Raw genomic sequence first — 20,605 nt, 5'->3', positions numbered from 1 at the left:
GCGGACCACCCTTGCCCAATAGTGCCGTCTCAAATCAGATGAAGGCCTTCCCCCTCACCCCAACCCTCTCCCCCTCAAAGCCGGGGGAGAGGGAGGAGATTCATCACGCTGCCGTCGGCGTCTCGTCCTTCGCCGTCGGGACGGCCGTGCGGTTGAACATCGCCGCCACTGTCGGGGCCGAGTGGTCGGCGTGTGACGACGAGTTGTAACTCAGCTTCACCGCCAAGGCGTGTTCGACGATCAGCACGAGCAGAAGCACCAGGAACAGCCAGCCGCCCTCGCTCCAGTCGGACTTCTTGTTCTTCAGCACGTCGGTCCAGTCGGCGTCACCGACCGAGTGCAACTCCGCGCCGGGGGCACTCTTGAGGATCTCGTCCCGCTTCGAACGGCGGAGGTCGCCTTCCGTCGCCGCGTCCACGTTGAAGGCCGCCCCCACGTACTCGGGTACCTCGGCCGCGTCGGACCCGGCCGACTGCGACTTCAGTTGCGTGAACGTGAACAGGTATCCGCCCGGCTTCGTCGCATCGGCGAATTGGAAGTCCAGTTGCCCGCCGGTCGCGGACATCGTCTGTTCCTTCAGGTCGGCCGGGGCGAGCGCCGCCGCCGCCCGTTGGACGCCGTCCTTCAGTGGGTCGAAGCCGAGGAACCACCGGGCCACCACCGGCTTGTACCGCGTCTCGTCGAACTTCAGGCTGAGCGGTTCCCCGACGAGGCGGTTCGCCTCCGCGGTGCCACCGGACAGGTAGCGTTCCAGTTCGGTCATGATCGGCGGGAACGACGTGTTCCCCGGTGGGGCACTCGCCCAGTCGGTCCACGTCTCGCCGGCCGTCGTGGTGATGACCGTCACCCGGCCCTTGCCGAACGCTTTCGCGAAGTAGAGAGGGTCGCCGAACTTCACGAGGTCGCGCAACCGCCCGGCCTCGGCCTTCAGGTCGGCCACTTCGGGCTGTGCCCAGAACTCGCGGAGTTGTGCCTCGGCCGGGCCGCCTTCCGCCCGCTGGTCGGCGAGCAATTGGTCGAACAGCATCGCCAACTCGTACAGCGGGTCGGAGGAGAGTGCTTTCGCCCGAATCTTCACCTTCAGGTCGTCGAGCTGCGGCTTGTACTTCGCGTACTTCGGCTCGTCGAGCGGCAGCTTGTTCAGGAAGTCGATCGTCGGCTTGTCGTACTCGCCCATCGGCGACTCGTTCGGCATGCAGAACAGTTCCGACACGCTGCGGTCTTCCCGCCACTTGCCGATCCGCTTCACCGGCCAGTAGCGGTCGATGTACACGAACCGGAAGAACCGTTCGAGTTCGTCGTTCTTGAGCGGTTGGCCGCGGTCGTCGTTGTAGATGGCCGCCACGGCCGGGTGGCCCTTCACCGCCGGGTCGCGGAGCAGAATCTTCTTCGTCGGCGAGAACCGGCGGACGAGCTTCACTTCCTCCGGCACCACCGCGCTCGGCTGCTCCGGCAGCGGCACCGGGAAGACGCCGTTGCCGTCGGCGTAGAGGGTCTTGTTGTAGTCGCCCGGCTTCACGTCCGGGCCGAGGAAGAAGCCGAGGCCGCCGCCGTCGCGGACGTAGGACTCCAGGTTCTTCGCCGCCGCTTCCGGCACGGCGGGCACGTTCAGCATCAGCACACACGTGTACGGCCGCAGGTCGCCTTCCAGGTCTTTCAGCGAGCCGGGCACCCACTTGAAGCCGCCGATGGCGTCGGTGAACAGGCGTTGCAGGTAGAAGCCGTCGCCTTCTTTCTTCTCGCGGTCGGCGGGGCGGCCGTCGATGACGAGCATCGGCAGGCGGTCGCGGACTTCGACCACCGCGTGTCGGACGTTGTCGATGACGAGGCCGCCCGGTTCCGGCGACTCCAGGCGGGCCGTCACGAGGCTGAAGCGGTCGAGCGGCTTGTCGGCGGTGCCGACGCGGTCGAAAGTGAGCAGGAACTTGATCGACCGCTCGTCGTTCCCCGGCAGCGTGGGGATTTGCACCGACTGCCCCTTGCCGTCGTCGCCGTTGACCGCGATCGGGAACCGCACGTCCTTCAGTTCCGTCGGGCCGTTGTTCCGCACCCGCAGGGTGAACTCCAGGGCCTCGTACCGGGCCGTCACGAGTTTCGCGGGCTTGAGTTCGACGATGCTGATGTTGTCGTGGTGGAGCGGAGCTTGCTTCTCATCCTTGCGGAACGGGTGGGCCACGTCCACCAGGTGGACTTTCACTTTCGCGGTCGTCAGGTCGGTGACGGCCGTCTTGATCTTCTCGCCGTCCGCCTCCCAGTCGGTGGCGCGGAAGTCGCTGAGGACGTGGATGACCTGCGACACCTCGCCGTTGCCGGCTTGCGTATCGAGCGACTTCTTCGCGAGCTTCAGCGCCTCCACGAGTGACCCGCGGACCGGCGACGGGGCGAACCCGTTGAGGTGCGTTTTCATCTCCTCGATCGACGTGTTGTTCACCCGCTCGAAACTCTTCACCGCCTGCGGCGTCGAGAGCATCATCACTTCGAGCGTCTGGGCCGTCGCCGCCTGGGCCGCGGCCGGAGCGATCTGGTCGACGAGGACTTTCTTCGCCTCGCCGAAGGCGTCGGTCAGCTGGCCGTCGTCGCCGCGGAAGAAGTCGCCCATGCTCGGCGAGTCGTCGAAGATGACGACGTGCGACGTGGTGCGCGTTTCGCGGCCGTCGAGCGGGTTGAACCCGACGAACCGGCCGACGAGGAGGCCGATCAGGAACACCATCAGGCACCGCAGGAACAGCAGGAGCAACTGCTGGAAGATGAGCTTCCGCTTCATCTTCTTCTGCGCCTTGATGATGAACTCCATCGCGGCCCACCGCACCCGCTTGAACCGCATGCGGTTGATCAAGTGGATGATGATCGGCACGCTGACGAGCGCCACGCCGGCGAAGAACGACCACGGGTTCAGGAACGATTCGAACATCGGGTTGTCGTCTCTTGTCGGGTGTTCGTTTTCGTTTTTTGGAACCCAGAGCGGAAGCGACGGGGTGGTGAGACTGTCTCTACACCCCGTCGCTTCCGCTCTGGGTTCCAAAGAAAAAGCCGGCGTCACCGCCGCGCGGGGCTGCCCTTGCTGGACATCCGCTGGTACAGGAAGCGGGAGAGGATCGCGTCCAGGTAGTCGCTCGTCCGCACGAGGGCGTAGTCCACGCCCATACGCGAACAGCCGCGGCGGACTTCCTGCAGGTACTCTTCCAGCACTTCCAGGTAGCCGTCGCGGAGGGCCTTCGGGTCGCACATCAGGTTCGGCAGGTCCTCCATCCCCTCGAACCGCGTCATGCCGCCGAACGGGAACGTCAGCTCGTCGTCGTCGAGGACGTGGAAGACCATCACGTCGTGCCGCCGGTGCCGGAGCATTTCCAGCCCCTTGAACAGCGGCTCGCGGTCGGTCAGCAGGTCCGAGAACAGGACGATCAGCCCCCGCGATGGCGTCTGCTCGGCGATCTTGCGGATCGCCTTGAGAATGTCGGTCTTCTCCTTCGGCTTGCTCAAGTTCAGCGTCTTCGCGACGGCGTCGATGTGGTTCTGCGAACTCCGGGCCGGGAGGGCCTGGTTCACGTCCCACCCGTAGCTGACGAGGCCGACCGCGTCTTGTTGCTTGACCGTCATGTACGCCAGGCACGCGGCCGCGGTGCAGGCGTACTCGTACTTGTTCATCGGCCCGCGGCCGTAGATCATGGATTCCGACGTGTCCACGACGAGGGTACACCGGAGGTTCGTTTCCGCCTCGAACTGCTTCAGCATGAAGCGGTCGGTGCGGGACCAGACCTTCCAGTCGACGTGTCGGATGTCGTCGCCGGGCATGTACTCGCGGTGCTGGACGAACGTCGTCGACTGCCCGAAGAACGGGCTCTTGTGGTGCCCGGAGATGAACCCGGACACGGCGTACTTCGCCCGCAGATCGAGCGTCGAGATGCGGGCGATCACCCGCGGGTCGAAGAATCGCTTCGGGTCGTCACTGTCGGCGGCCATGAAAGTCCGGGGTGAAGGTTTATCGGGCGAAAGCCCTGGCACGGCCGTGCCAGGGCTTGACCGTCATTACACCGCGGTGAACATCTTCTTGAACCGCTCGTCCTTCTCCAGATCGCCTTCCTTGCTCGGCGTGTTCTCCAGCAACTTCTTCACCACGTCGTCGGTCGTCACGCCTTCGGACGCGGCCGTGAAGTTCAGCAGCACGCGGTGCCGCAGCACCGGGGCGGCGAGCTTCGCGATGTCTTCCGTGGACACGTGCGGGCGGCCGTAGAGCAGGGCGCGAGCCTTCGACGCCAGGATGAGGTTCTGAACCGCCCGCGGGCCGGCCCCCCACGAGAGCCAATCCTTGACGAACTTCGGGGCCGCCCCTTCGCTGACCCGCGTCTGCCGGACGAGGGCTAGGCAGTAGCGGATGATGTGGTCGGACACCGGCACCTTGCGGACGAGGTATTGCAGGTCCAAAATCTGCTCGCCGGTCAGCACCGGGGCGATCTCGTCTACCTGCGTCGAGGTCGTCCGGCGGGCGATCTCGAACTCTTCCGCCGCCGTCGGATAGCCGACGAAAATCTTGAACATGAAGCGGTCGAGTTGAGCTTCCGGCAGCGGGTACGTCCCTTCCTGCTCGACCGGGTTTTGCGTGGCCAGCACGAAGAACGGGTTGGCGAGCTTGTGCCGCACGCGGCCGACTGACACCTGCCGCTCTTGCATCGCTTCGAGCAGGGCGGCCTGCGTTCGCGGCGGGGTCCGGTTAATTTCGTCGGCCAGCACGATGTGGGCGAACAGCGGGCCGGGCCGGAACTTGAGTTCGACGCCGCCGGTGAGCGGATTCTTCTCGATGAAGTCGGTGCCGGTGATGTCGGCCGGCATCAGGTCCGGGGTGAACTGGATGCGGCTGAAGTCGAGCGACAGGCACTTGGCCAGCGACGAGATGAGCAGCGTCTTCGCCAGCCCCGGCACCCCTTCCAACATGCAGTGGCCGCGGGTGAAGAGCGTGATGAGCAGTTGCTCGATGACCTCGTTCTGGCCGACGATCACGCGGCCGAGTTGCTTCTTGAGGTCGCCGTAGGCCGTCTGAAGTTGCTTGATGGCCGCGAGGTCGGCGGAGTCCATCGTCGTCGTGTCGGTCGCGTCGGTCGGCATGTGGGTTCCAGGGGTCAGGAGTCAGGGAACAGGAGTCAGAGAACAGGATGCAAGGCGGCAATCGGGGGCTCTGTCCCCTGATTCCTGACCCCTGACTCCTGACCCCTGCTCAACGGTGGTAGATCGGCAGCACGCCCTTTTCCAGTTGCAGGATGCACAGGTTGACGGCCGTCGAGAAAACCGGGCCGACGTACCCGCCGGACCAACTGCCGTCGGCGGCCTGTTGCGTCTTGAGGTACTCGTACATCACGTCGCGGTACTTGCTCCACTGCCAGCGGTCCTTCGGGTCGGACTTCGGGAACATCTCGCCGTAGCGGTCTTCACCGAGGACGTAGATCGCCTGGGCCAAGTAGTAGCTCTGGTACTCGTCGTGGGCGAGACGGCCGGACGCGATGGGGATGTGCTCCTTGCAGTACAGGATCCACTTCTTCGCGTACTCGTCGTTGTACTGGCCGGTGCTGAACGCGCACGCGACGGCGGCGGCGGTCAGCGGCGGTCGCTCCTGCCCGGCGGCCGCGATGCCGCCGGACGACAGGTTGTAGATGATCCCGCCCCGCGGGGTCGTACACTTCCGCAGGTACTCGACCGAGTTGTCGATCGTCTTCTTCGGCACCGGGATGCCCGCGTTCCGGGCCGCCCGCAGGGCTTGCAATTGGGTGATCGTCGTCGAGCCTTCGTCGAAGTTGCCGCCTTCGAGGGCGCTCACGTACCCCCACCCGCCCTTGTCCGTCTGGGCCTTGCACGAGAAATCGACGGCCCGCTTGATGACCTGTTCCAGCTTCTTGCGGCGGTCCTCGTCGTCCTCCTCGCCGTAGATACTGGCCAGGAACAGCAGGCCGTAGCCGTGGCCGTAGGTGTAGCGGTCTCGCTCGGTCGCGTTCGACGGGTTGCCGAGCAGGCCGTTCGGCTGGGCGCGGTCGGTGAACCACTTCACCGCCTTCACGAGGTTGTCGCTGTACTTGCCCTCGCGGAGCGTGCTGCCTTCCATCAGTAGGGCCATCGCGGCGAGGCCGGACATCGCGCCGGGGTACGCGGACCCCTGCGCCTCCCAGCGGCCGTCGGCCTGCTGGTTCCGCTTGAGCCATTCCAGCCCCTTCTCGACCATCGGCTCGGCGTCAACCTTCTTCTTGGCCGGCTCGTCCTCGGCCGCCAGCCGAGTTGCCAACCCCAGACCGATCGGCAGGGCAGCCAGGTTCGACAGGAATGCTCGCCGTCGCATGGGAATCCTCCGCGGTCCGTGGGCCGTCCAACCTACCAAGACGACCCACGTTACAATTCCTCACGTCAATTTTTGATCGGTGCTGGCAACGGAACGACCAGTTGCGCGGGAGCGGCGACTGCTGGTGCGACCGCCGGTGCGGCCACCGGATTCGTCGGCCGGGCCACCCCGACCTTGCCGTCCGTCCCCTTGCCCTTCTCCACCGGGTCGGTGTCGGGGCTGATTTCCCAGTACATGTCGCCGCGGACGAGCTTCGCCGTCGCCGTCTTCGGGTCGATGGCCATCGAGTAGAAGTAGCCGTTCTGGTTGAGGTTCTGGAGGTACCGCAGGCGGCCGTTCATTTTGTCCACGATGGTCACGCGGTAGACGTACTGCCCGGTGCCGTCGTCGGACGGTTGCGACGTGCCCGCCACCAGGGCCGGCATTTCGGCGAAGCGGTCCACGAGCAACTGTTGGTTCTGGAACAGCGTGTCGGAATACCAGAGCCGTCGGCTACTGGCGCGGTCGAAACAGTAGATCGCCCCCTGAACGTGGGTGAACCGCAGGTACATCCCGTAGTTGCGGTTCTGGTTCGGGTTTGCGTTCGCCCCGCGGTTCAGCACCAGGTAGAACCGCTCGCCGTCGCTCAGCAGGACCGGCTTCTGGAGGTCGCGGGCGTGGGTCGCCACGTTGGCCGCGTCGATCTTGCTGGTGAACACCGATTTACCGGCCTTCACCGTCAGCACCTCGAACTCGCCGTCCGGCTTGATGGTGGCCGTGAACTCCGGGGCGAGCGACTGGAGGACCGTCGACTCGGCCGGGTACTCCTTTTTCCACACGTCCTGGCCGGTCAACGGGTCGTAGAGGCGTAGCGCCCGCTTCTTCTCTTTGACATCGGTCACTAGCAGGTTGCGGCCGACGAAGCGGAGGAAGCCGTCGCCGCCCACCAGCGAACTGAAGTCGGGCGTGCCGTCGACCGGCTTGCCGTCGGTAGTGCGGAAGACACGGGAACGGGTGGGCCGGTTGTCGGCCGACTTCTCCACCACGAAGACGTGGTGGGCGTCGCCGAAGATCACCGACAGCGGGCTGACGTTGGTCCGCGTCCAGAGCTTCGCGCCGGTGATCGGGTCGAGGCCGGTCAGCCCGTCCTTGTGCAAGACGCAGGCGACGTTCGCCTCCAGCACGGTCGCGCGGCCGATGCCGACCTTCGTGCCGTCCTGGCCGAGCGGGATCGCCACGTCCAACTCGTTCGGGACGGTGCCGTCGTAGTAGCGGTTCTGGTCGAGCTTCGTGCCGCCGAGCGGGTCGAACTGCCAGAGTTCCTTCCCCTCGGCCACGTCGAAGCAGTGGACCGTGAGCCCGGTGTGGACGAGCAGGAGTTGGCCGTGCGCCTCGGCGACGCGGTGGTGCGGGGCGTTGTTCGGGGCGTACATCTTTAGGCGGGGCAGCTTCGCCTTGTCCTGGCCGGTCGTGCGGTCAACGATGCGGAGATCCCACGAGCCGTCGCCGGTGTTGGTCGGCACGAGCATCAGGCGGTGCCGCTGGTAGAACGGGTTGTCATCCGCGCCGTCCGGCTCCACGGTAACGCTCGTGACGATGGCACCGGGGCTGCCCGGGTTCTGCTTCACCTTTACTCGCTCCGGCGTCGGCACGCGGGTCGGCTCCAGGTACGGCAGCAGTCGCTTGTCGGTCAGCAGGTCGTTGAGGAAGTCCGCGCCGGTCTTGCCGCCGCGGACGGGCACGTCGGCGTACTCCTCGCCGAGCTTCGCGTACAGGGCCACGGCGTCGTCCATCATGCCGCGGCGGGTCATGAGGCGGGCGAGCGCCTCGACGGACCGGGCGGCCAGCGGCTTCTCGGGGGCGGTCGCCCGCACCTTCAGCAGCAGCGATTGCGCCTGCCGGGCGTCCTCCTCGTTGCCGGTCGCGAGTTGCTTTTCGGCGAGCAGCAGTTGGGCTTCGCGGCCGGTGTCGAAGTAGTCGCCGAAGGTTTGTACGAACGTCGTGAGGGCGGGCAGGTCACCGCCTTTCTGAACGGCCTGCCACTCCTTCGCCACGCGGTCTTCGAGCGGCTTGCGGGCGGCCGGGTCTTTGGCCTCCGCCACCATCGCCGCGATCTGGCCCCGTGCCCAGACGTCCGGCCGCGTCTGGCCGTAAGCCTCGTCGTCGATGGACACGAGTTGCTTGTTGTCGCCGAGGGCGGCGAACTCGCGGTAGAAGTCGAACGCCTCGGCGAGCCGGCCCTGGGTGCGGCGGCCGCCGGCCATCAGCTTCAGGTAGACCGTCTTGCGGCGGAAGCCGTCGTCGATCTGCTGTTGCTTCTCCTTCGGATCTTCGGCGTCCACCGTGACGCTGCACAGGTCCTTGTACTCGCCGAGGAACGACTCGCCGGCTGGGAAGTCCTTGCGGAGCAGTTCGGTGTACGCGGCGTAGAGCTTGTCCCGCAGCCGGCGGGTGGCGTCGGCCGGCGGGTTGTTCTTGGCGGCCTCCTTGAAGTCGGCGATGGCGGCGGCAATGTTGCCGTTGTCCATGTTGATCTCGCCGCGGGCGACGAGGCCGACCGGGTCGTGCGGGTTGGCCTTCAGGAGCTTGTCCATCTCCTCTTTCTTCAGGCCGGTCAGCGGGAAGACCGACACGTCCAGCGGCGACTGCGAGACGAGTTGCCCCTCGTGGAAGATCAGGTTGCCGAGCAGCACCGGCGGGCCGTCGGCCTCGGCCTTCTTGCGGTAGACGGCCTTCGCGGCGGCGCGGCCGTTGGCCACGTCGATGGCCCAGATTTCCGGCCGGTTGCCGTCGGGGCTGTTGGCCAGCGGGACGTAGTACGTGTTGCCCTTGCTCACCACGCCGTGGCCGGCCGGGGTGCCGATGGTCAGGTCGCGCCACGCCGTGACCACGTCTTCCTTGCCGAGCGGGCCGGCCTTCTCGCGGGCCTTGCCGACGACGTTGAGCGCGCGCACCGAGCGGTTGCCGACGACCACGACCTTGTCCGCGACCACGCCGCCGACGTACAGGTCGCCGCCCTGCCGCGGCTGACTCCAGAGCAAGTCGCCCGTCCGCAGGTCGAGGCAGTCGATGCTTTCGGAATCGAACGCCGAGAAGATCACGCGGCCGTTGGAGATGATCGGGGCGGCGGCCCGGTAGCGGTCCGGCGACAGGGTCGTCTGCCCGCCGCCGACGCCCGCGCCGTTCGGCACGAGGCCGCCGCGGCGAATGCGGCCGTTGGTCATCTCTTCCTGCGTCGGCTGCTTCAGGCTGCGGTACGATCGTGCCCACAGGAGGCTCCGCGACATCACGTCCACGGCGACGACCGCCCCGGCGTTCGTCGGGCAGATCATCACGCCTTCGGAGTAGGTCAGGTACGAGCACTGGAAGCGGCGGAGGCTGTCGAGCGGCAACTTCGTGTTCGGCTCGCCGAGCCGCTGCGTCCAGACGAGTTCCGGGGCTTTGTTGCTCAGCCGCGCGTCGTTCGGCAGCGGGTAGTGCTTCACCTTGAGCGGGTCGAGGCACGCCAGCCGCATCCGGCCGTTCTTCTCGAAGAGCACGTACAACTTGCCGTTGACCGGCAGCGGCGGCCCGACGAAGAAGCTGTTGGCCATTAGCACGAGCGGGTTGTCGGTCTTGTCCTCTTCCTCTTCCGTCAAGGCCGGCACCGACGTGGCGTTGCCGATCTGCCAGATCAGGTTGCCGGTCAGCATGTTCAGGGCGACGAGGCGGTTCCCCTCGGCGAACTGCTTGTCCACGCCCATGCTGGTCTGCATGCCGGGCTGCACGAACCCGCCCATGTTCGGGTCGTAGACGTTCGGCGGCGGCGGCAGGGCGTTGTCGTCCACGGCGTACAGGTTCTGCCCGTCGTGGGTCATCGACCCGATCAGCGGGTTGTCGAAGAGGATCGTCTTCAGCTTGAACTGGTCGCGGTAGGTCTGGAACCGCGTCTTCGAGTCGGCGTTGTTGTCCAGGCTCATGATCGAGGCGAGCGACCCCTTCGCGTCGGCGTACCAGTACAGGTCGCCGGCCTTCGCCGGGCGGCCGTGGGCTGAGAACCCGTCCTTCGTGACGTAGGCGAAGATGCCGTCGTAGGTCCGCACGAACATCAAGTTCTGCGCCGACACCGGGAAGAAGCCGGGGATCGCGACCTCGTCCTTCGCCGGCTTGATACTCTTGACCACGTCCGCGAGGTTCTGGTTGATCCAGTTGATGCCGTCGGCGTACTCCTCAGTCCGGGTGGTGAGACTCCGACTGTAGGCCGGGTCGAGGAACGGCGCGCCGCCGTCGCCGATCGCCGTGTGCGACGGGTTCCCGAGCCGCATCGTCACGTAAGCGTCGCCGACCTTGCCGAACAGCGTCTCCGGGTTCTTCGCGAGTTCGTCCTTCAGGTCGTCGAAGGTGTAACTCTTCAGGCCGATCTTCAGGCCGTCGCGTGGGAACTTCTTTTCGAGTTGCCCCATCAACTTCTTGACCGTGTCCGGCGACTGCCCGGCCCGCTGAAGGGCGACGACGGCCTTGAACGTGATGAGCGGCGTGAACAGGTCATCGGCGTCCTTGCGGACGAGCAACCGCTCGAACGAGTAGGCCGCCTCGACATAGTTACCGCGGTCGAGGTGCAGCCCGGCGAGCAGCAGCGTGGCCTGTGCCCCGGCCTTCGTGTGGAAGTACCGCTGCGACACCTCGGCGAGCATCGTGCGGTCGTAGTTCTTGCCGACCGCGTCGTTCATCAGGCCGTCGGCCGTGCCGCCGAAGGTGAGCTGGTAGAACTGCTTGCCCTGGTCGGGGAAACGGCCGATCAGCCGGTTGGCCTCGGCCTTCGCGCTGATACGCTGAATCTTGCCGTCGTCGCTCTTGGCCTCGTAGAAAGAGTCGCTCTTCGCGTCGAGCACCTGCTGAGCGGCGAAGCAGATCTTGTCCCAGGGGGCCTTCTCTTTTTTGTTCTTGAACTCTTCGAGGTAATCGTTGACCGCCTTGATCATGTTCTTGGCATCGCGGTCGGACGGGAAGATCATCACTTCAAGTGGGGCGTTCTTGTCCTTCTTGTCTTTCCCCTCGGCTTCCGGTGCGGCGGGGGCTGGGGCCACGTCGATCGCAATCTGGCCGCGGATGTTGGGGGCGTCGGCGACGAGGAGGAATGTGGTGAGGGCACCGACTGAGAGCGAACCGGCGAGGGAGCGGAGGGTGGCGGTACGCATGGAAGTCCTATCCGCGAGGGGACGACTGGTCTGGATGATAAAGATTCTGTCCGTTCGCCAAACCACCCACAAGGAGATTTCGCGCCAACTGATAATCTCAACGCCGTCAGGATCAGCAGAATCGCCAGGGGTGATCGGGCAGACCGCAGAACCTCCCAACTCATTATGACGACCTGCCGGGGCTTGTCTAACCCGTGCGGCCGGTCGCCCGTGATATATTACCCGAGTGACACAACCGTTACAGGAACGAAATTCCCCAATGCCCGTCGATCTCCCGCCGCTCGCCCGCGAAGAGGGCCGCCCCGTGGCCCACCGCACGCGGACCTTCCGCCCGAACTACCTCTCGTTCGCCGGCACGTACCAGTGCAACCTGTCGTGCCCGCACTGCTGCGTGCCGATCGAGTGGACCGACCGCCTCGACATCCCGACCGCCATCCGCTTCCTCGAACAAGCCCACGCGGCCGGCATCGACGTCCTCGGCTTCACCGGCGGAGAGCCGTTCCTGTACCCGGAGTTCGTGATCGCAGTGACGAAGCGGGCGGCGGAACTCGGCTTCCGCTTCGACAAGCTGATGTCCAACGGCGTCTGGCACCGCAACGCCGCCCACCTGACCGACGTGCTGACGCACCTCCGCGACGCCGGTTTCAGCGGCAAACTCGGCCTGAGCGTGGACAAGTTCCACGGCATGGACATCGCCAAGCTCGCCGAGTACTGCCGCGTGGCGAGGACGGTCTTCGCCCGCGACACGATCCTGTCGCTGAGCTACGCGAGTAAAGCCCCGGACAAGGGCCTTGAGCCGATCCACCGGCTGGCGAAGGAACTGGACGCCGTCATCGACTGGTCGCCGCTGTTGCACCACTACCTGTTGGTGAGCGACGACTTCACGATGACGCTGAACTGGAACCACCTCGCCACCGTCGAGCGGGCCGAAGGTCTCGGCGGTGCGGACCCGTGGGACGGCGTGTGGTTCAAGGAGGACTACTGTGAAGGGCCGGGGCAGGCGCTGATCGTGAACCCGAAGGGCGAGGTGAAGCCGTGCTGCGGCTTCGCGAGCGACCTGGACCAACTGACGATCGGTAACGTCCACACCGACACGGTGGAAGAGATCATCGCGTTCGGCCGCAACCACCCTTACGTCGGCACGCTGTTCCGCGACGGCCTGACGGCGATCCGCGACGAGATTCTGGCCCGCGACCCGAACGCGCTCCCGGGGGCGACGAGCAACCACTGTTACTTCTGCTGGTACGCCCTGACCCGCGGCCTCGCGGCCGGCGTCAACGGCGGCGGCGGCAAGGTCGGCAACTGGACCGGCGACCGGCCGAATCAGAGCGGCGAGTTGATCCAACTCGGATTCAAGGCGAGCCGAACGCCGTAAGGTGCCGGGTGCCTCTCGCACGGGCAACGCCGTGTCGTCCGTGCCGCCCGCCCGAAGCGGCTGCCGGTCGTGCTGACCGGGGCGAGGTCCGGCTCGCGGGGGCAAGGACCGCCGGGCTGTGCTCCCGACGGTGGCCGCGCGGGGTGCGTTACCGTGATAGCGCCGTCGGCTGTCGGCTGTGTCGCTCGAACGAGTGACCCAGGGGCTTGACGTATGACCGCCGGCCGGGTCCAATCCACCACCAGCGTTATCATGCGCTGGCGCACACGAATACTCTGTTCGGCGACAGAAGGCCAGCGATGGGCAGAGCGCGAGCAACCCGACGATGGCTACTGGTCGCTCTCGGCGTGGTGCTGGCCCTGGGTCTGGCCGCGGCCGCTCGGCCGGAGCCGACCGTGCAGGTCAACCGGCCCCGGAGTCTGCGTCACCGGGTCGAGTGTGTGCTGGAAGCGTGGGGCGTCATCCCCGTCGATCCGTTCCGGCACGTCGAGGGCTGAGGGATGTCAGCCGATCCCGGCGCGGGACAGGAGGCGGGATGCGCGGCGGTGTTGCGGTTGGGTGCAGCCCCAGACGCCGAACCAGGCGCTGCACCAGACCCGGCCGCATAGATTGGTTCTGGGATCGGATCAGTCACCTACTGCGGCCGGGCTGGTGAGCTGTGTCGTTCGGCAGAAGAGGGCGTCGGGGTGGCGAAGTTTCGGCTGACACGCATCGAGCCGCCCGACTGGGCGACGCGGCCGGACCTGAGCATCTTCCGGGTGACGGTCGCTGAGTACGCCGCCATTCAGCGTCACCGTGACAAGCTCTTGCGGGTCGTTCACCGGGAGGTCGAGGCGTACCTGAACGACCCGCGGCTGGTGTTCGACGGCGACGCCGAGGGGTTTCCCCACCGCCGCCGGCTGACCGGCGCGTACTACATCGGCCACGAACTGTACGAGGCGCACGCCGATCCCACTCTGTTCGTAGCGAGCGTCATGTGCCGGTGCCTGGAGCCACCGAAGGCCGGGGTGGACCGGGACGACGACTACCTCGGCTTGCAGGTCTGGCTGCGGTGTTTCCCGGGTCGGTGGTCGTCGTTCGAGGTGTTCCGCAACACCGATTCGTCGTCCATCTGAGCGGAGTCGTTCGGCCGAGGAGGACACGCGGGTGGTCGAGCCACTGGAATTGTGGTCGTCGCGGCTCTGCCTTCGCCGACTCCGCCCGGAGGACGCAAGGGCGATCTGTGCATATCGTGCTCTCCCGGAAGTCGCCCGGTTCCAGTCGTGGGAGTCGTTCGGGCTGTCTGACGCGGAGCGGTTGATCGCCGATCAGGCGGCGGTTGTGCCGGACATTCCCGGCACGTGGCTCCAGTTGGCGATGGTCACGGCCGATTCGGCGGTGGTCATCGGTGACTGCGGTCTTCACTTCCGGGGGGACGATTCTCGGCAGGTGGAATTGGGCATCACCCTGGCCCCAACCCACCAGGGTCGTGGGCTGGCCACGGAGGCGTTAGGGACGGTTCTGGAGTATCTGTTCGAGCGACTCGGCAAGCATCGGGTCTCCGCCGTGACCGACGCGGAGAATGACGCGGCGGCGAGCCTATTTCGGCGTCTCGGCTTCCGGCAGGAAGCTCACTACGTCGAGCACGTGTGGTTCAAGGGGGCGTGGGGCAGCGAGTATCTGTTCGCGCTGCTGCGTCGGGAGTGGCAAGCCCGCCGAACAATCAACTGCACCTGACCGGGGCCGCACTGCGGGTTCGCGCGGGGGCGTGGACCCGGTGGGTCCGTAGGCTTTTCCGGGTCGCGTACTCCCGACGGCTTCACTCGGGTTTCTTCAGCACGACTTGCCGCACGTCCATGACGGCGGCCTTCGCCTTCTTCACCGGGCGGAGTTCCAGCGTGTACCGGCCGGCCTTCTCCAGCGTCACGGTGCCGATCACGCGGGGCTTGAACGCCTGGAAGCCGCCGGTGTCCTCGACCGTGAACGTCAACTTCTGGTCGCCGACGGCCGCGGTCACGGTACTGCCGCCGTTGCCGGTGCCGCAGCCTTGCAGCACTTCCACCGCGAACGTGCCGGGCGTCGTCACCGTGAACTCCCACGACGCCCAGTCCTTCTCGTTCACCCAGTAGCCGAGTGTGTTCTTGTGCGGCAGCGGCTCGAACCGGAGCATCACGCCGTGAACGTCGGCCGTGCCCGCGGGCAGCGTGATAGTGCCGTTCGCGGCCTGCGGATTCGGCGTGTACGCCGGGTTCGGCGTCGGCATTTTCGCGCCGACCTCGGTTCGCCACGCGGCCAGCTTCTCGGCCAGTCGCTTCGTTACGTCCGGCTTCGCTTCTGCGAGGTTGTTGCCCTCGCCACTCTTCAAGTCGAAGAGTTCGCGGCGGCCGTTCTCGTAGAACTCGATCAACTTGAAGTTCCCCTCGCGGATCGCGCCGCCGGGCTTGCCGCCCTGGTTGGCGTAGTGCGGGTAGTGCCAGTACAGGGCGTCCCGTTGCGGCGGCCCGTCTCCAGCGAGTGTCTTTGCGATGCTCACGCCGTCGAGTTTTTCAGGGGCCGCGACGCCGCAGAGTTCGCAGAGCGTCGGCACGAAGTCCTGACTGCTCGTCGGTGTATTTTCGAGGCGGCTGCCCTTCACGCCGGGGCCGCGGACGATCAGCGGCACGCGGATGCCGCCCTCGTAGAGGTAGCCTTTCCCTTCGCGGAAGTTGCCGTTGTACGTCGGGGCGTAGGCCGCCCCTTCGAGCGTGGCGAGGCCGCCATTGTCGCTGGTGAAGATGACGATGGTGTTGTCCGCGAGTTTCTGGTCGTCGAGCAACTTCAAGATGCGGCCGACGCCGTCGTCCACGCTCTCCAGCATGGCCGCGTAGGTGGCGTTCGACTGCTTGCCGTGCGTCGGCTTGTTCGGGTATTTCGCGATGAGGTCCGCTTTCGCCTTCATCGGGTTATGGACGGCGTAGTGCGGCAGGTAGAGGAAGAACGGCTTGTCCTTGTTCGCGACGATGAACTTCTCGGCCTCCGTGGCGAGGCGGTCGGTCAGGTACTCGCCGTCCGGGGCCATTTCCAGGCCGAACATGAAGCGGTCTTTGCCGTTGGCGGTTCGCTTGTATGGGGCGAAGTAACTGAGGGGGGTGCCGATGTCGTCGCCGCCGACGTTCACGTCGAAGCCCTGCTCCTTCGGGCCGAAGCCGGGGCCGCCGAGGTGCCATTTGCCGATGCTGGCGGTGACGTACCCGGCCGCCTTCAGGCGTTCCGCGAGGGTGACTTCTTCCAGCGGCAGGTGTGTCGGCAGCGGCGGGCGGTTGAGCTTGTGGCCGGGCTTGTCGGGTTGGCCGGGCAGCCAGTCGGTGATGCCGAGGCGGGCCGGGTACTTGCCGGTGAGCAGGGCCGCCCGCGTCGGCGAGCAAACCGGGCAAGCGGCGTAGGCGTCGGTAAACCGCACGCCCTGCTTGGCGAGGGCGTCCAGGTGCGGCGTCTTGTGGAAGGTACTGCCGTAACAACCGAGGTCGGCCCCGCCGAGATCGTCGGCGAGGATGAGGACGACGTTCGGCTTCGCGGAAGCGTCGGCGAGGACGGCGAAAGTGGCGACCGCAGCGAGCAGGAGGCGGAGGGGCATGAGATGTCTCCGGGGAAGTGGGACTGTTATAGCGGTGCCGGAATGTTCGAACACAAGACCACCGCGGAAGATAGGGCGGGGAACCCATGCTGTAGCCCCTGAGGCGGGCTTGCCAACCCTTGAATTTCGCCGCCGGAACTCGAAACTTTCTAGATGCATTCCGCTCGCCTGTTCTTCGAGGCAATGACTTCATGAGTAACACCACGTCCCGTGGTCGGCTGGCAATCGTGGTCGGCGGCGGCCCGGCCCCTGGCATTAACGGCGTCATCTCGTCCGTCACCATCGAGGCGATCAACCAGGGCCTCGACGTGTACGGCGTTCGCGACGGGTTTTCGGACCTCATCAACGGCGACACTAGCCGCGTCAAGCCGCTGTCGATCGGCGAAGTGGCCCAGTTCTACACCCGCGGCGGGTCGATGCTCGGCACCGCCCGGACGAACCCGGCGAAGAAAGACGCGGACATGGCCAACGTCCTCGCGTCGTTCGAGAAGATGGGCGTCGGCTACCTCGTCACCGTCGGCGGCGACGACACCGCGTTCAGCGGTAGCCAGGTCTACAAGCGGGCCGGCGGCAAGATCAAGTGTGCCCACGTGCCGAAGACGATCGACAATGACCTGCCGCTGCCCCCGGGCATCCCGACGTTCGGCTTCGAAACCGCCCGGCACATCGGCGTCGGCCTCGCCCGGAGTCTGCACGAGGACGCGAAGACGACCGGCCGGTGGTACATCATCATCAGCATGGGCCGGGCGGCCGGGCACCTCGCGCTCGGCATCGGCAAGGCGTCGGCGTCGGCCATCACGATCATCTCCGAGGAATTCGGCACCAAGAAGAAGATCACCCTCGACCACGTCTGCGACCTCGTCATCGGGGCGATGATTAAGCGGCGGGCGCAGGGTAAGAAGTACGGCCTCGCGATCTTGTCCGAAGGCTTGCTGGAAAACATCGGCGAGGACGGTCTGAAGACGGCCCTCGGCGACGACCTGAACCGCTACGGCGAAGTCGAGCGGGACGACCACGGCCACCTGCGGCTCGGCGAGATCGAGTTCGGCCGGCTGGTCAAGAACCGCGTCGGCAAGCGGCTCAAGGACCTCGGCTTGAAGGTGACAATCATCGACAAGGACATGGGGTACGAGCTGCGGTGTGCGGACCCGATCCCGTTCGACGCCGAGTACACGCGGAACCTCGGCTACGGGGCGGTGAAGTTCCTGATGTCGAAGGATTCGGCCGAGTACGGGGCCATCGTGAGCTTCGTCGGCGGCAAGATGGTGCCGTTGAAGTTCGACGACATGATCGACCCGGCCACGTCGCGGATGCGGGCCCGGTTGGTGGACGTGGACAGCGAGAATTACGAGTGCGCCCGCCGCTACATGATCCGTCTGGAAGCGACCGACTTCTCCGACCCGGCCAAGCTGAAGAAGCTGGCCGACACGGTGAAACTCACGCCCGACCAGTTCCGCGAGAAGTTCGAGTACCTGGTGAAGTAAGCCGACCGGCGGCGGGGCTTGGCCCCGCCGCTTCTTTCATCTCTTCCCAACACTCCATCCACGACCCAGCACCCGCGGACGTGCGGCCCGTCGCTGCGGCAGTGCCCCAACACTTCGGCGTCCTCGCACCCGGCGTCTTGTAGGGCGTCGGCGAGGATCGGCAGCCGGTCGAAGGCACAGTCGGCGTAGATGCCTTCCGCGAGGCCGACGGCGGTCGGGGTAAGCCACGACGGTGTGAAGGCAACGGGGCGGAACGGATTGCCGAAGATGTCGCGGAGCAAAGGCCCTTGTTCTTCTCGCTCGTCTTCCGATTGCACTGAAACCCCGCCCACAAGGTAGCCGGCATACCACGACGTCTCAACCGCTGAATGCCGACCTTCCTTGCCGACCACGGCACGGGCAAGCCGACCCTCAACCGTCCTCAACCACGCATCGTTCGCAAAGACTTTCCCCCTGACGACTTTGAGTCGCTGGCGGTCCTCGTTGGTCCGCGCGTCCACGAACCGCTCGACGGCATCCACGGCGATTGGAACCAGAGGGTGAGTACACAAACGCCGTACCCGCCGGACGCAGCCGACCGCAAACAGTCGGAACCGCCGGTCAGTAAAGCCTAACGCCTTGAAATTGTTCGCTTGGTACGGGATGGACTGAATGAGGGCATGGGGGTCACGCCACGCAAGCCACTGCTCCTCCGTCATCGCCTACCCTCCTTACGGCGATGATAACCGACTCCGGTCGCGAAAACGAGTCAGCCGTCGAGAAGATGAGGGCCTGCCCTTTTATTCCACGACCTGCCCCTTTAATCGGCGTCTAGAAGAGTAAAAGTGCAAAGCCCCGATCTGTGGTGTTGCCTCTAAACCGATCTAGACGGGCGGTTTGCCCCAAAACCGGGATGGGCTGCCTCAAAACCCATTGAGTGATCTGCCGAAGTTACTCAGAGCAAATTCACCCGTAACAGAAGAGTGAAGCATCAACCCCTTCATGGGCCACCGATTTGAACCAACGATTATCGTAGATAACTTGGCAAGTCAAAGTTGTGTTCTGAAAATGTAAGTGTCCAGTCAATTTAGCATCCAAATGCACATGGGCCAAATTTCCAAAATAAGCGTAGTCATTTGTGAATTTGCCTCGTAGGTGAAGCGGTGTCAGTCTATCTCTGGCATTCGAGAAAAGCCTTTGAAAGTCAGCGAATATCCTATTTTTATTCCCATTTCTTGCGCCATATCTGGCAACTCACGAAGAAGGAGTAGGGAAAGGTCGGGCTGATCTTTGCAAATATTCTCGCAGGATTGGAACAAAATCTGGCGCAATAGCGTCGTAATGGATAGGATTGATAGCGTAACTGTAAATTCGCCTCAAGAGGGAGGTATTCTCAAAATGCTTGAAGACCTAGACCGCCTTCGCATACTGGAAGACGTTCGCGGTAAAATATCGTCTGAACAAGAGTCCATCAAAGGATTTCGGGCCAAGATTGAAGATTCCCAACGAGTGATCGAAAACCTCACACGACTTGAAGCCTACCTTTCGCAATCCGACAACCCTTCTTCAATTTCGCCACCCGTTCGCAACCTCGGTGTAGCCACTCAACCTTGCCTACCACTTACGACGTGGCCGCAAATAACGCCCGATGATATCGAAAAGGCGGCGGCTAACCTCATTCTTACACTCAAACATCCAGTACAGGCTCTGCATGTAGCTAGGGCGATCGTCGAGGGCTACAACGGCGACGATGATGACCGGGCACTGGAGAAGCGGATTTACTCGCTGCTCTATTCCCGCAAACAACGATTTACGAAGGTTGGACGAGGTCATTGGGACTTGTTAGAGCGGCAATCGCGATTGGCAGGCATCGCCAACGATCTGCTTACGATGAACGATCCGATGCTCACGGTGGAAGCTAAAGAAAAGCCTCACGATGGTGAATAGCTAGATAGTGGGGCCGGACGTGTTACGAGCACGCCCGGCCCCTGAAACCTTTGCGATGTTCCCCGCCAGGAGAACCACGTGATTGTTCACGTGCGAAAGGTGTTCGTGCGTATTTTACCACGTCCACCGCCAACCCGTCCACGCTGCTCACGAAAGAAGAAACGCCGCCCTCCGGTGCGTTGACAGACGCATTCGGTGGAATCGGCGTTCGCGAAAACCCATCGCGTGGAAGCGTGAGGTGCTTACACGCACTTACTAAATCAAAATCACGGTGAATTATGTCCGACAAGTGGAACGACGGCAAGTCCCCTAGTGACGGAATTCGGTTCATCACCGAGTACGTGCACTATCGAACAAAGAAGCTGATGCGGGCTTCTGACTACGGTTACCGAGCGTGGCCGTTCGGTAAGGGCCGGTAGACCTGATAACCCTCAGGGGCGCGGGATCATCCCGCGCCCCGTCTTATTTCTTGCTCCTCTCGCTGCCACGATTTCCTTTGGCTTCCGCGAGCAAGATCATCCGCGCCCACGCGGAAGCGTCGAGAGCCACGCCAGACGATGCGTCTTCGATGGCTTGGCGTTCTTCGGCCGTCAACCGGATACGCAGCACAACGTCACGCCGTTCGTCGTCCGATTTCTTGGGTCGTCCTCGCATGGAATAAGTGTACCCACAAAAAGGCAAAGAAAACAATCCCCTTTCTATTAATTGTGGTCACAAAAAGGCAACGTAAATCAAGTATCGGTGTCCCCCACG

At 64.6% G+C, this 20,605-nt stretch carries 13 protein-coding genes; 7 read left to right on the top strand and 6 right to left on the bottom strand.

Annotation, left to right across the window (positions count from 1 at the left end; all coding sequences use genetic code 11):
• Positions 1-103 precede the first annotated feature (103 nt).
• From PX52LOC_RS04375 to PX52LOC_RS04355, 5 genes are all read right to left on the bottom strand, one after another.
• Positions 104-2,911, bottom strand: a complete 2,808-nt coding sequence (locus PX52LOC_RS04375; protein WP_149108947.1) for a BatA domain-containing protein — start codon at positions 2,909-2,911, stop codon at positions 104-106.
• Between the two features lie 125 nt (positions 2,912-3,036).
• Positions 3,037-3,960, bottom strand: coding sequence for a DUF58 domain-containing protein (locus PX52LOC_RS04370; RefSeq protein WP_149108946.1), 924 nt, complete (start codon positions 3,958-3,960; stop codon positions 3,037-3,039).
• Positions 3,961-4,026: 66 nt separating this feature from the next.
• Positions 4,027-5,100: an AAA family ATPase gene (locus PX52LOC_RS04365; protein ID WP_149108945.1), complete on the bottom strand. Its 1,074-nt coding sequence runs from the start codon at positions 5,098-5,100 to the stop codon at positions 4,027-4,029.
• A 109-nt stretch (positions 5,101-5,209) separates the two neighbouring features.
• The gene (locus PX52LOC_RS04360; protein WP_149108944.1) at positions 5,210-6,319 is read right to left on the bottom strand and encodes a prenyltransferase/squalene oxidase repeat-containing protein; all 1,110 of its coding nucleotides are present in this window, start codon (positions 6,317-6,319) and stop codon (positions 5,210-5,212) included.
• Positions 6,320-6,384: 65 nt separating this feature from the next.
• On the bottom strand, positions 6,385-11,475 hold the full coding sequence (locus PX52LOC_RS04355; RefSeq protein WP_149108943.1) for an outer membrane protein assembly factor BamB family protein: 5,091 nt from the start codon (positions 11,473-11,475) through the stop codon (positions 6,385-6,387).
• Positions 11,476-11,734: 259 nt separating this feature from the next.
• Here PX52LOC_RS04355 and PX52LOC_RS04350 point away from each other — a divergent pair, with 259 nt between their 5' ends.
• The 4 genes from PX52LOC_RS04350 to PX52LOC_RS04335 all read left to right on the top strand — a co-directional run bounded on the left by PX52LOC_RS04350 (position 11,735) and on the right by PX52LOC_RS04335 (position 14,566).
• On the top strand, positions 11,735-12,850 hold the full coding sequence (locus PX52LOC_RS04350) for a radical SAM protein (RefSeq protein WP_149108942.1): 1,116 nt from the start codon (positions 11,735-11,737) through the stop codon (positions 12,848-12,850).
• A gap of 299 nt (positions 12,851-13,149) precedes the next feature.
• Entirely contained in the window at positions 13,150-13,347 is a 198-nt protein-coding gene (locus PX52LOC_RS04345; protein WP_149108941.1) for a hypothetical protein, read from the top strand.
• Between the two features lie 189 nt (positions 13,348-13,536).
• Positions 13,537-13,965, top strand: a complete 429-nt coding sequence (locus PX52LOC_RS04340) for a hypothetical protein (RefSeq protein ID WP_149108940.1) — start codon at positions 13,537-13,539, stop codon at positions 13,963-13,965.
• A gap of 31 nt (positions 13,966-13,996) precedes the next feature.
• The gene (locus PX52LOC_RS04335; RefSeq protein ID WP_149108939.1) at positions 13,997-14,566 is read left to right on the top strand and encodes a GNAT family N-acetyltransferase; all 570 of its coding nucleotides are present in this window, start codon (positions 13,997-13,999) and stop codon (positions 14,564-14,566) included.
• Positions 14,567-14,648: 82 nt separating this feature from the next.
• Here PX52LOC_RS04335 and PX52LOC_RS04330 read toward each other — a convergent pair whose 3' ends face one another.
• Complete coding sequence (locus PX52LOC_RS04330) at positions 14,649-16,442, bottom strand: sulfatase-like hydrolase/transferase (RefSeq protein WP_149108938.1); 1,794 nt, start codon at positions 16,440-16,442, stop codon at positions 14,649-14,651.
• Between the two features lie 191 nt (positions 16,443-16,633).
• Here PX52LOC_RS04330 and pfp point away from each other — a divergent pair, with 191 nt between their 5' ends.
• From pfp to PX52LOC_RS04310, 3 genes are all read left to right on the top strand, one after another.
• Positions 16,634-17,926, top strand: coding sequence for a diphosphate--fructose-6-phosphate 1-phosphotransferase (gene pfp / locus PX52LOC_RS04325; RefSeq protein WP_149108937.1), 1,293 nt, complete (start codon positions 16,634-16,636; stop codon positions 17,924-17,926).
• A gap of 368 nt (positions 17,927-18,294) precedes the next feature.
• On the top strand, positions 18,295-18,540 hold the full coding sequence (locus PX52LOC_RS04315; protein ID WP_149108936.1) for a hypothetical protein: 246 nt from the start codon (positions 18,295-18,297) through the stop codon (positions 18,538-18,540).
• A 763-nt stretch (positions 18,541-19,303) separates the two neighbouring features.
• Positions 19,304-19,852 (top strand): hypothetical protein, encoded by a 549-nt coding sequence (locus PX52LOC_RS04310; protein WP_149108935.1) that lies wholly within the window; start codon positions 19,304-19,306, stop codon positions 19,850-19,852.
• The last annotated feature ends 753 nt before the right edge of the window (positions 19,853-20,605 follow it).

The sequence above is a fragment of the Limnoglobus roseus genome (genome assembly GCF_008254045.1).
Lineage (GTDB): Bacteria > Planctomycetota > Planctomycetia > Gemmatales > Gemmataceae > Limnoglobus > Limnoglobus roseus.
This window is presented reverse-complemented; position numbering and strand designations above follow the sequence as displayed.

Excerpts from the sequence above, each read along its gene's own strand:
- PX52LOC_RS04375 (WP_149108947.1), bottom strand. The coding sequence starts at position 2,911 with ATGTTCGAATCGTTCCTGAACCCGTGGTCGTTCTTCGCCGGCGTGGCG.
- PX52LOC_RS04370 (WP_149108946.1), bottom strand. The coding sequence starts at position 3,960 with ATGGCCGCCGACAGTGACGACCCGAAGCGATTCTTCGACCCGCGGGTG.
- PX52LOC_RS04365 (WP_149108945.1), bottom strand. The coding sequence starts at position 5,100 with ATGCCGACCGACGCGACCGACACGACGACGATGGACTCCGCCGACCTC.
- PX52LOC_RS04360 (WP_149108944.1), bottom strand. The coding sequence starts at position 6,319 with ATGCGACGGCGAGCATTCCTGTCGAACCTGGCTGCCCTGCCGATCGGT.
- PX52LOC_RS04355 (WP_149108943.1), bottom strand. The coding sequence starts at position 11,475 with ATGCGTACCGCCACCCTCCGCTCCCTCGCCGGTTCGCTCTCAGTCGGT.
- PX52LOC_RS04350 (WP_149108942.1), top strand. The coding sequence starts at position 11,735 with ATGCCCGTCGATCTCCCGCCGCTCGCCCGCGAAGAGGGCCGCCCCGTG.
- PX52LOC_RS04345 (WP_149108941.1), top strand. The coding sequence starts at position 13,150 with ATGGGCAGAGCGCGAGCAACCCGACGATGGCTACTGGTCGCTCTCGGC.
- PX52LOC_RS04330 (WP_149108938.1), bottom strand. The coding sequence starts at position 16,442 with ATGCCCCTCCGCCTCCTGCTCGCTGCGGTCGCCACTTTCGCCGTCCTC.
- pfp (WP_149108937.1), top strand. The coding sequence starts at position 16,634 with ATGAGTAACACCACGTCCCGTGGTCGGCTGGCAATCGTGGTCGGCGGC.
- PX52LOC_RS04315 (WP_149108936.1), top strand. The coding sequence starts at position 18,295 with ATGCCGACCTTCCTTGCCGACCACGGCACGGGCAAGCCGACCCTCAAC.
- PX52LOC_RS04310 (WP_149108935.1), top strand. The coding sequence starts at position 19,304 with ATGCTTGAAGACCTAGACCGCCTTCGCATACTGGAAGACGTTCGCGGT.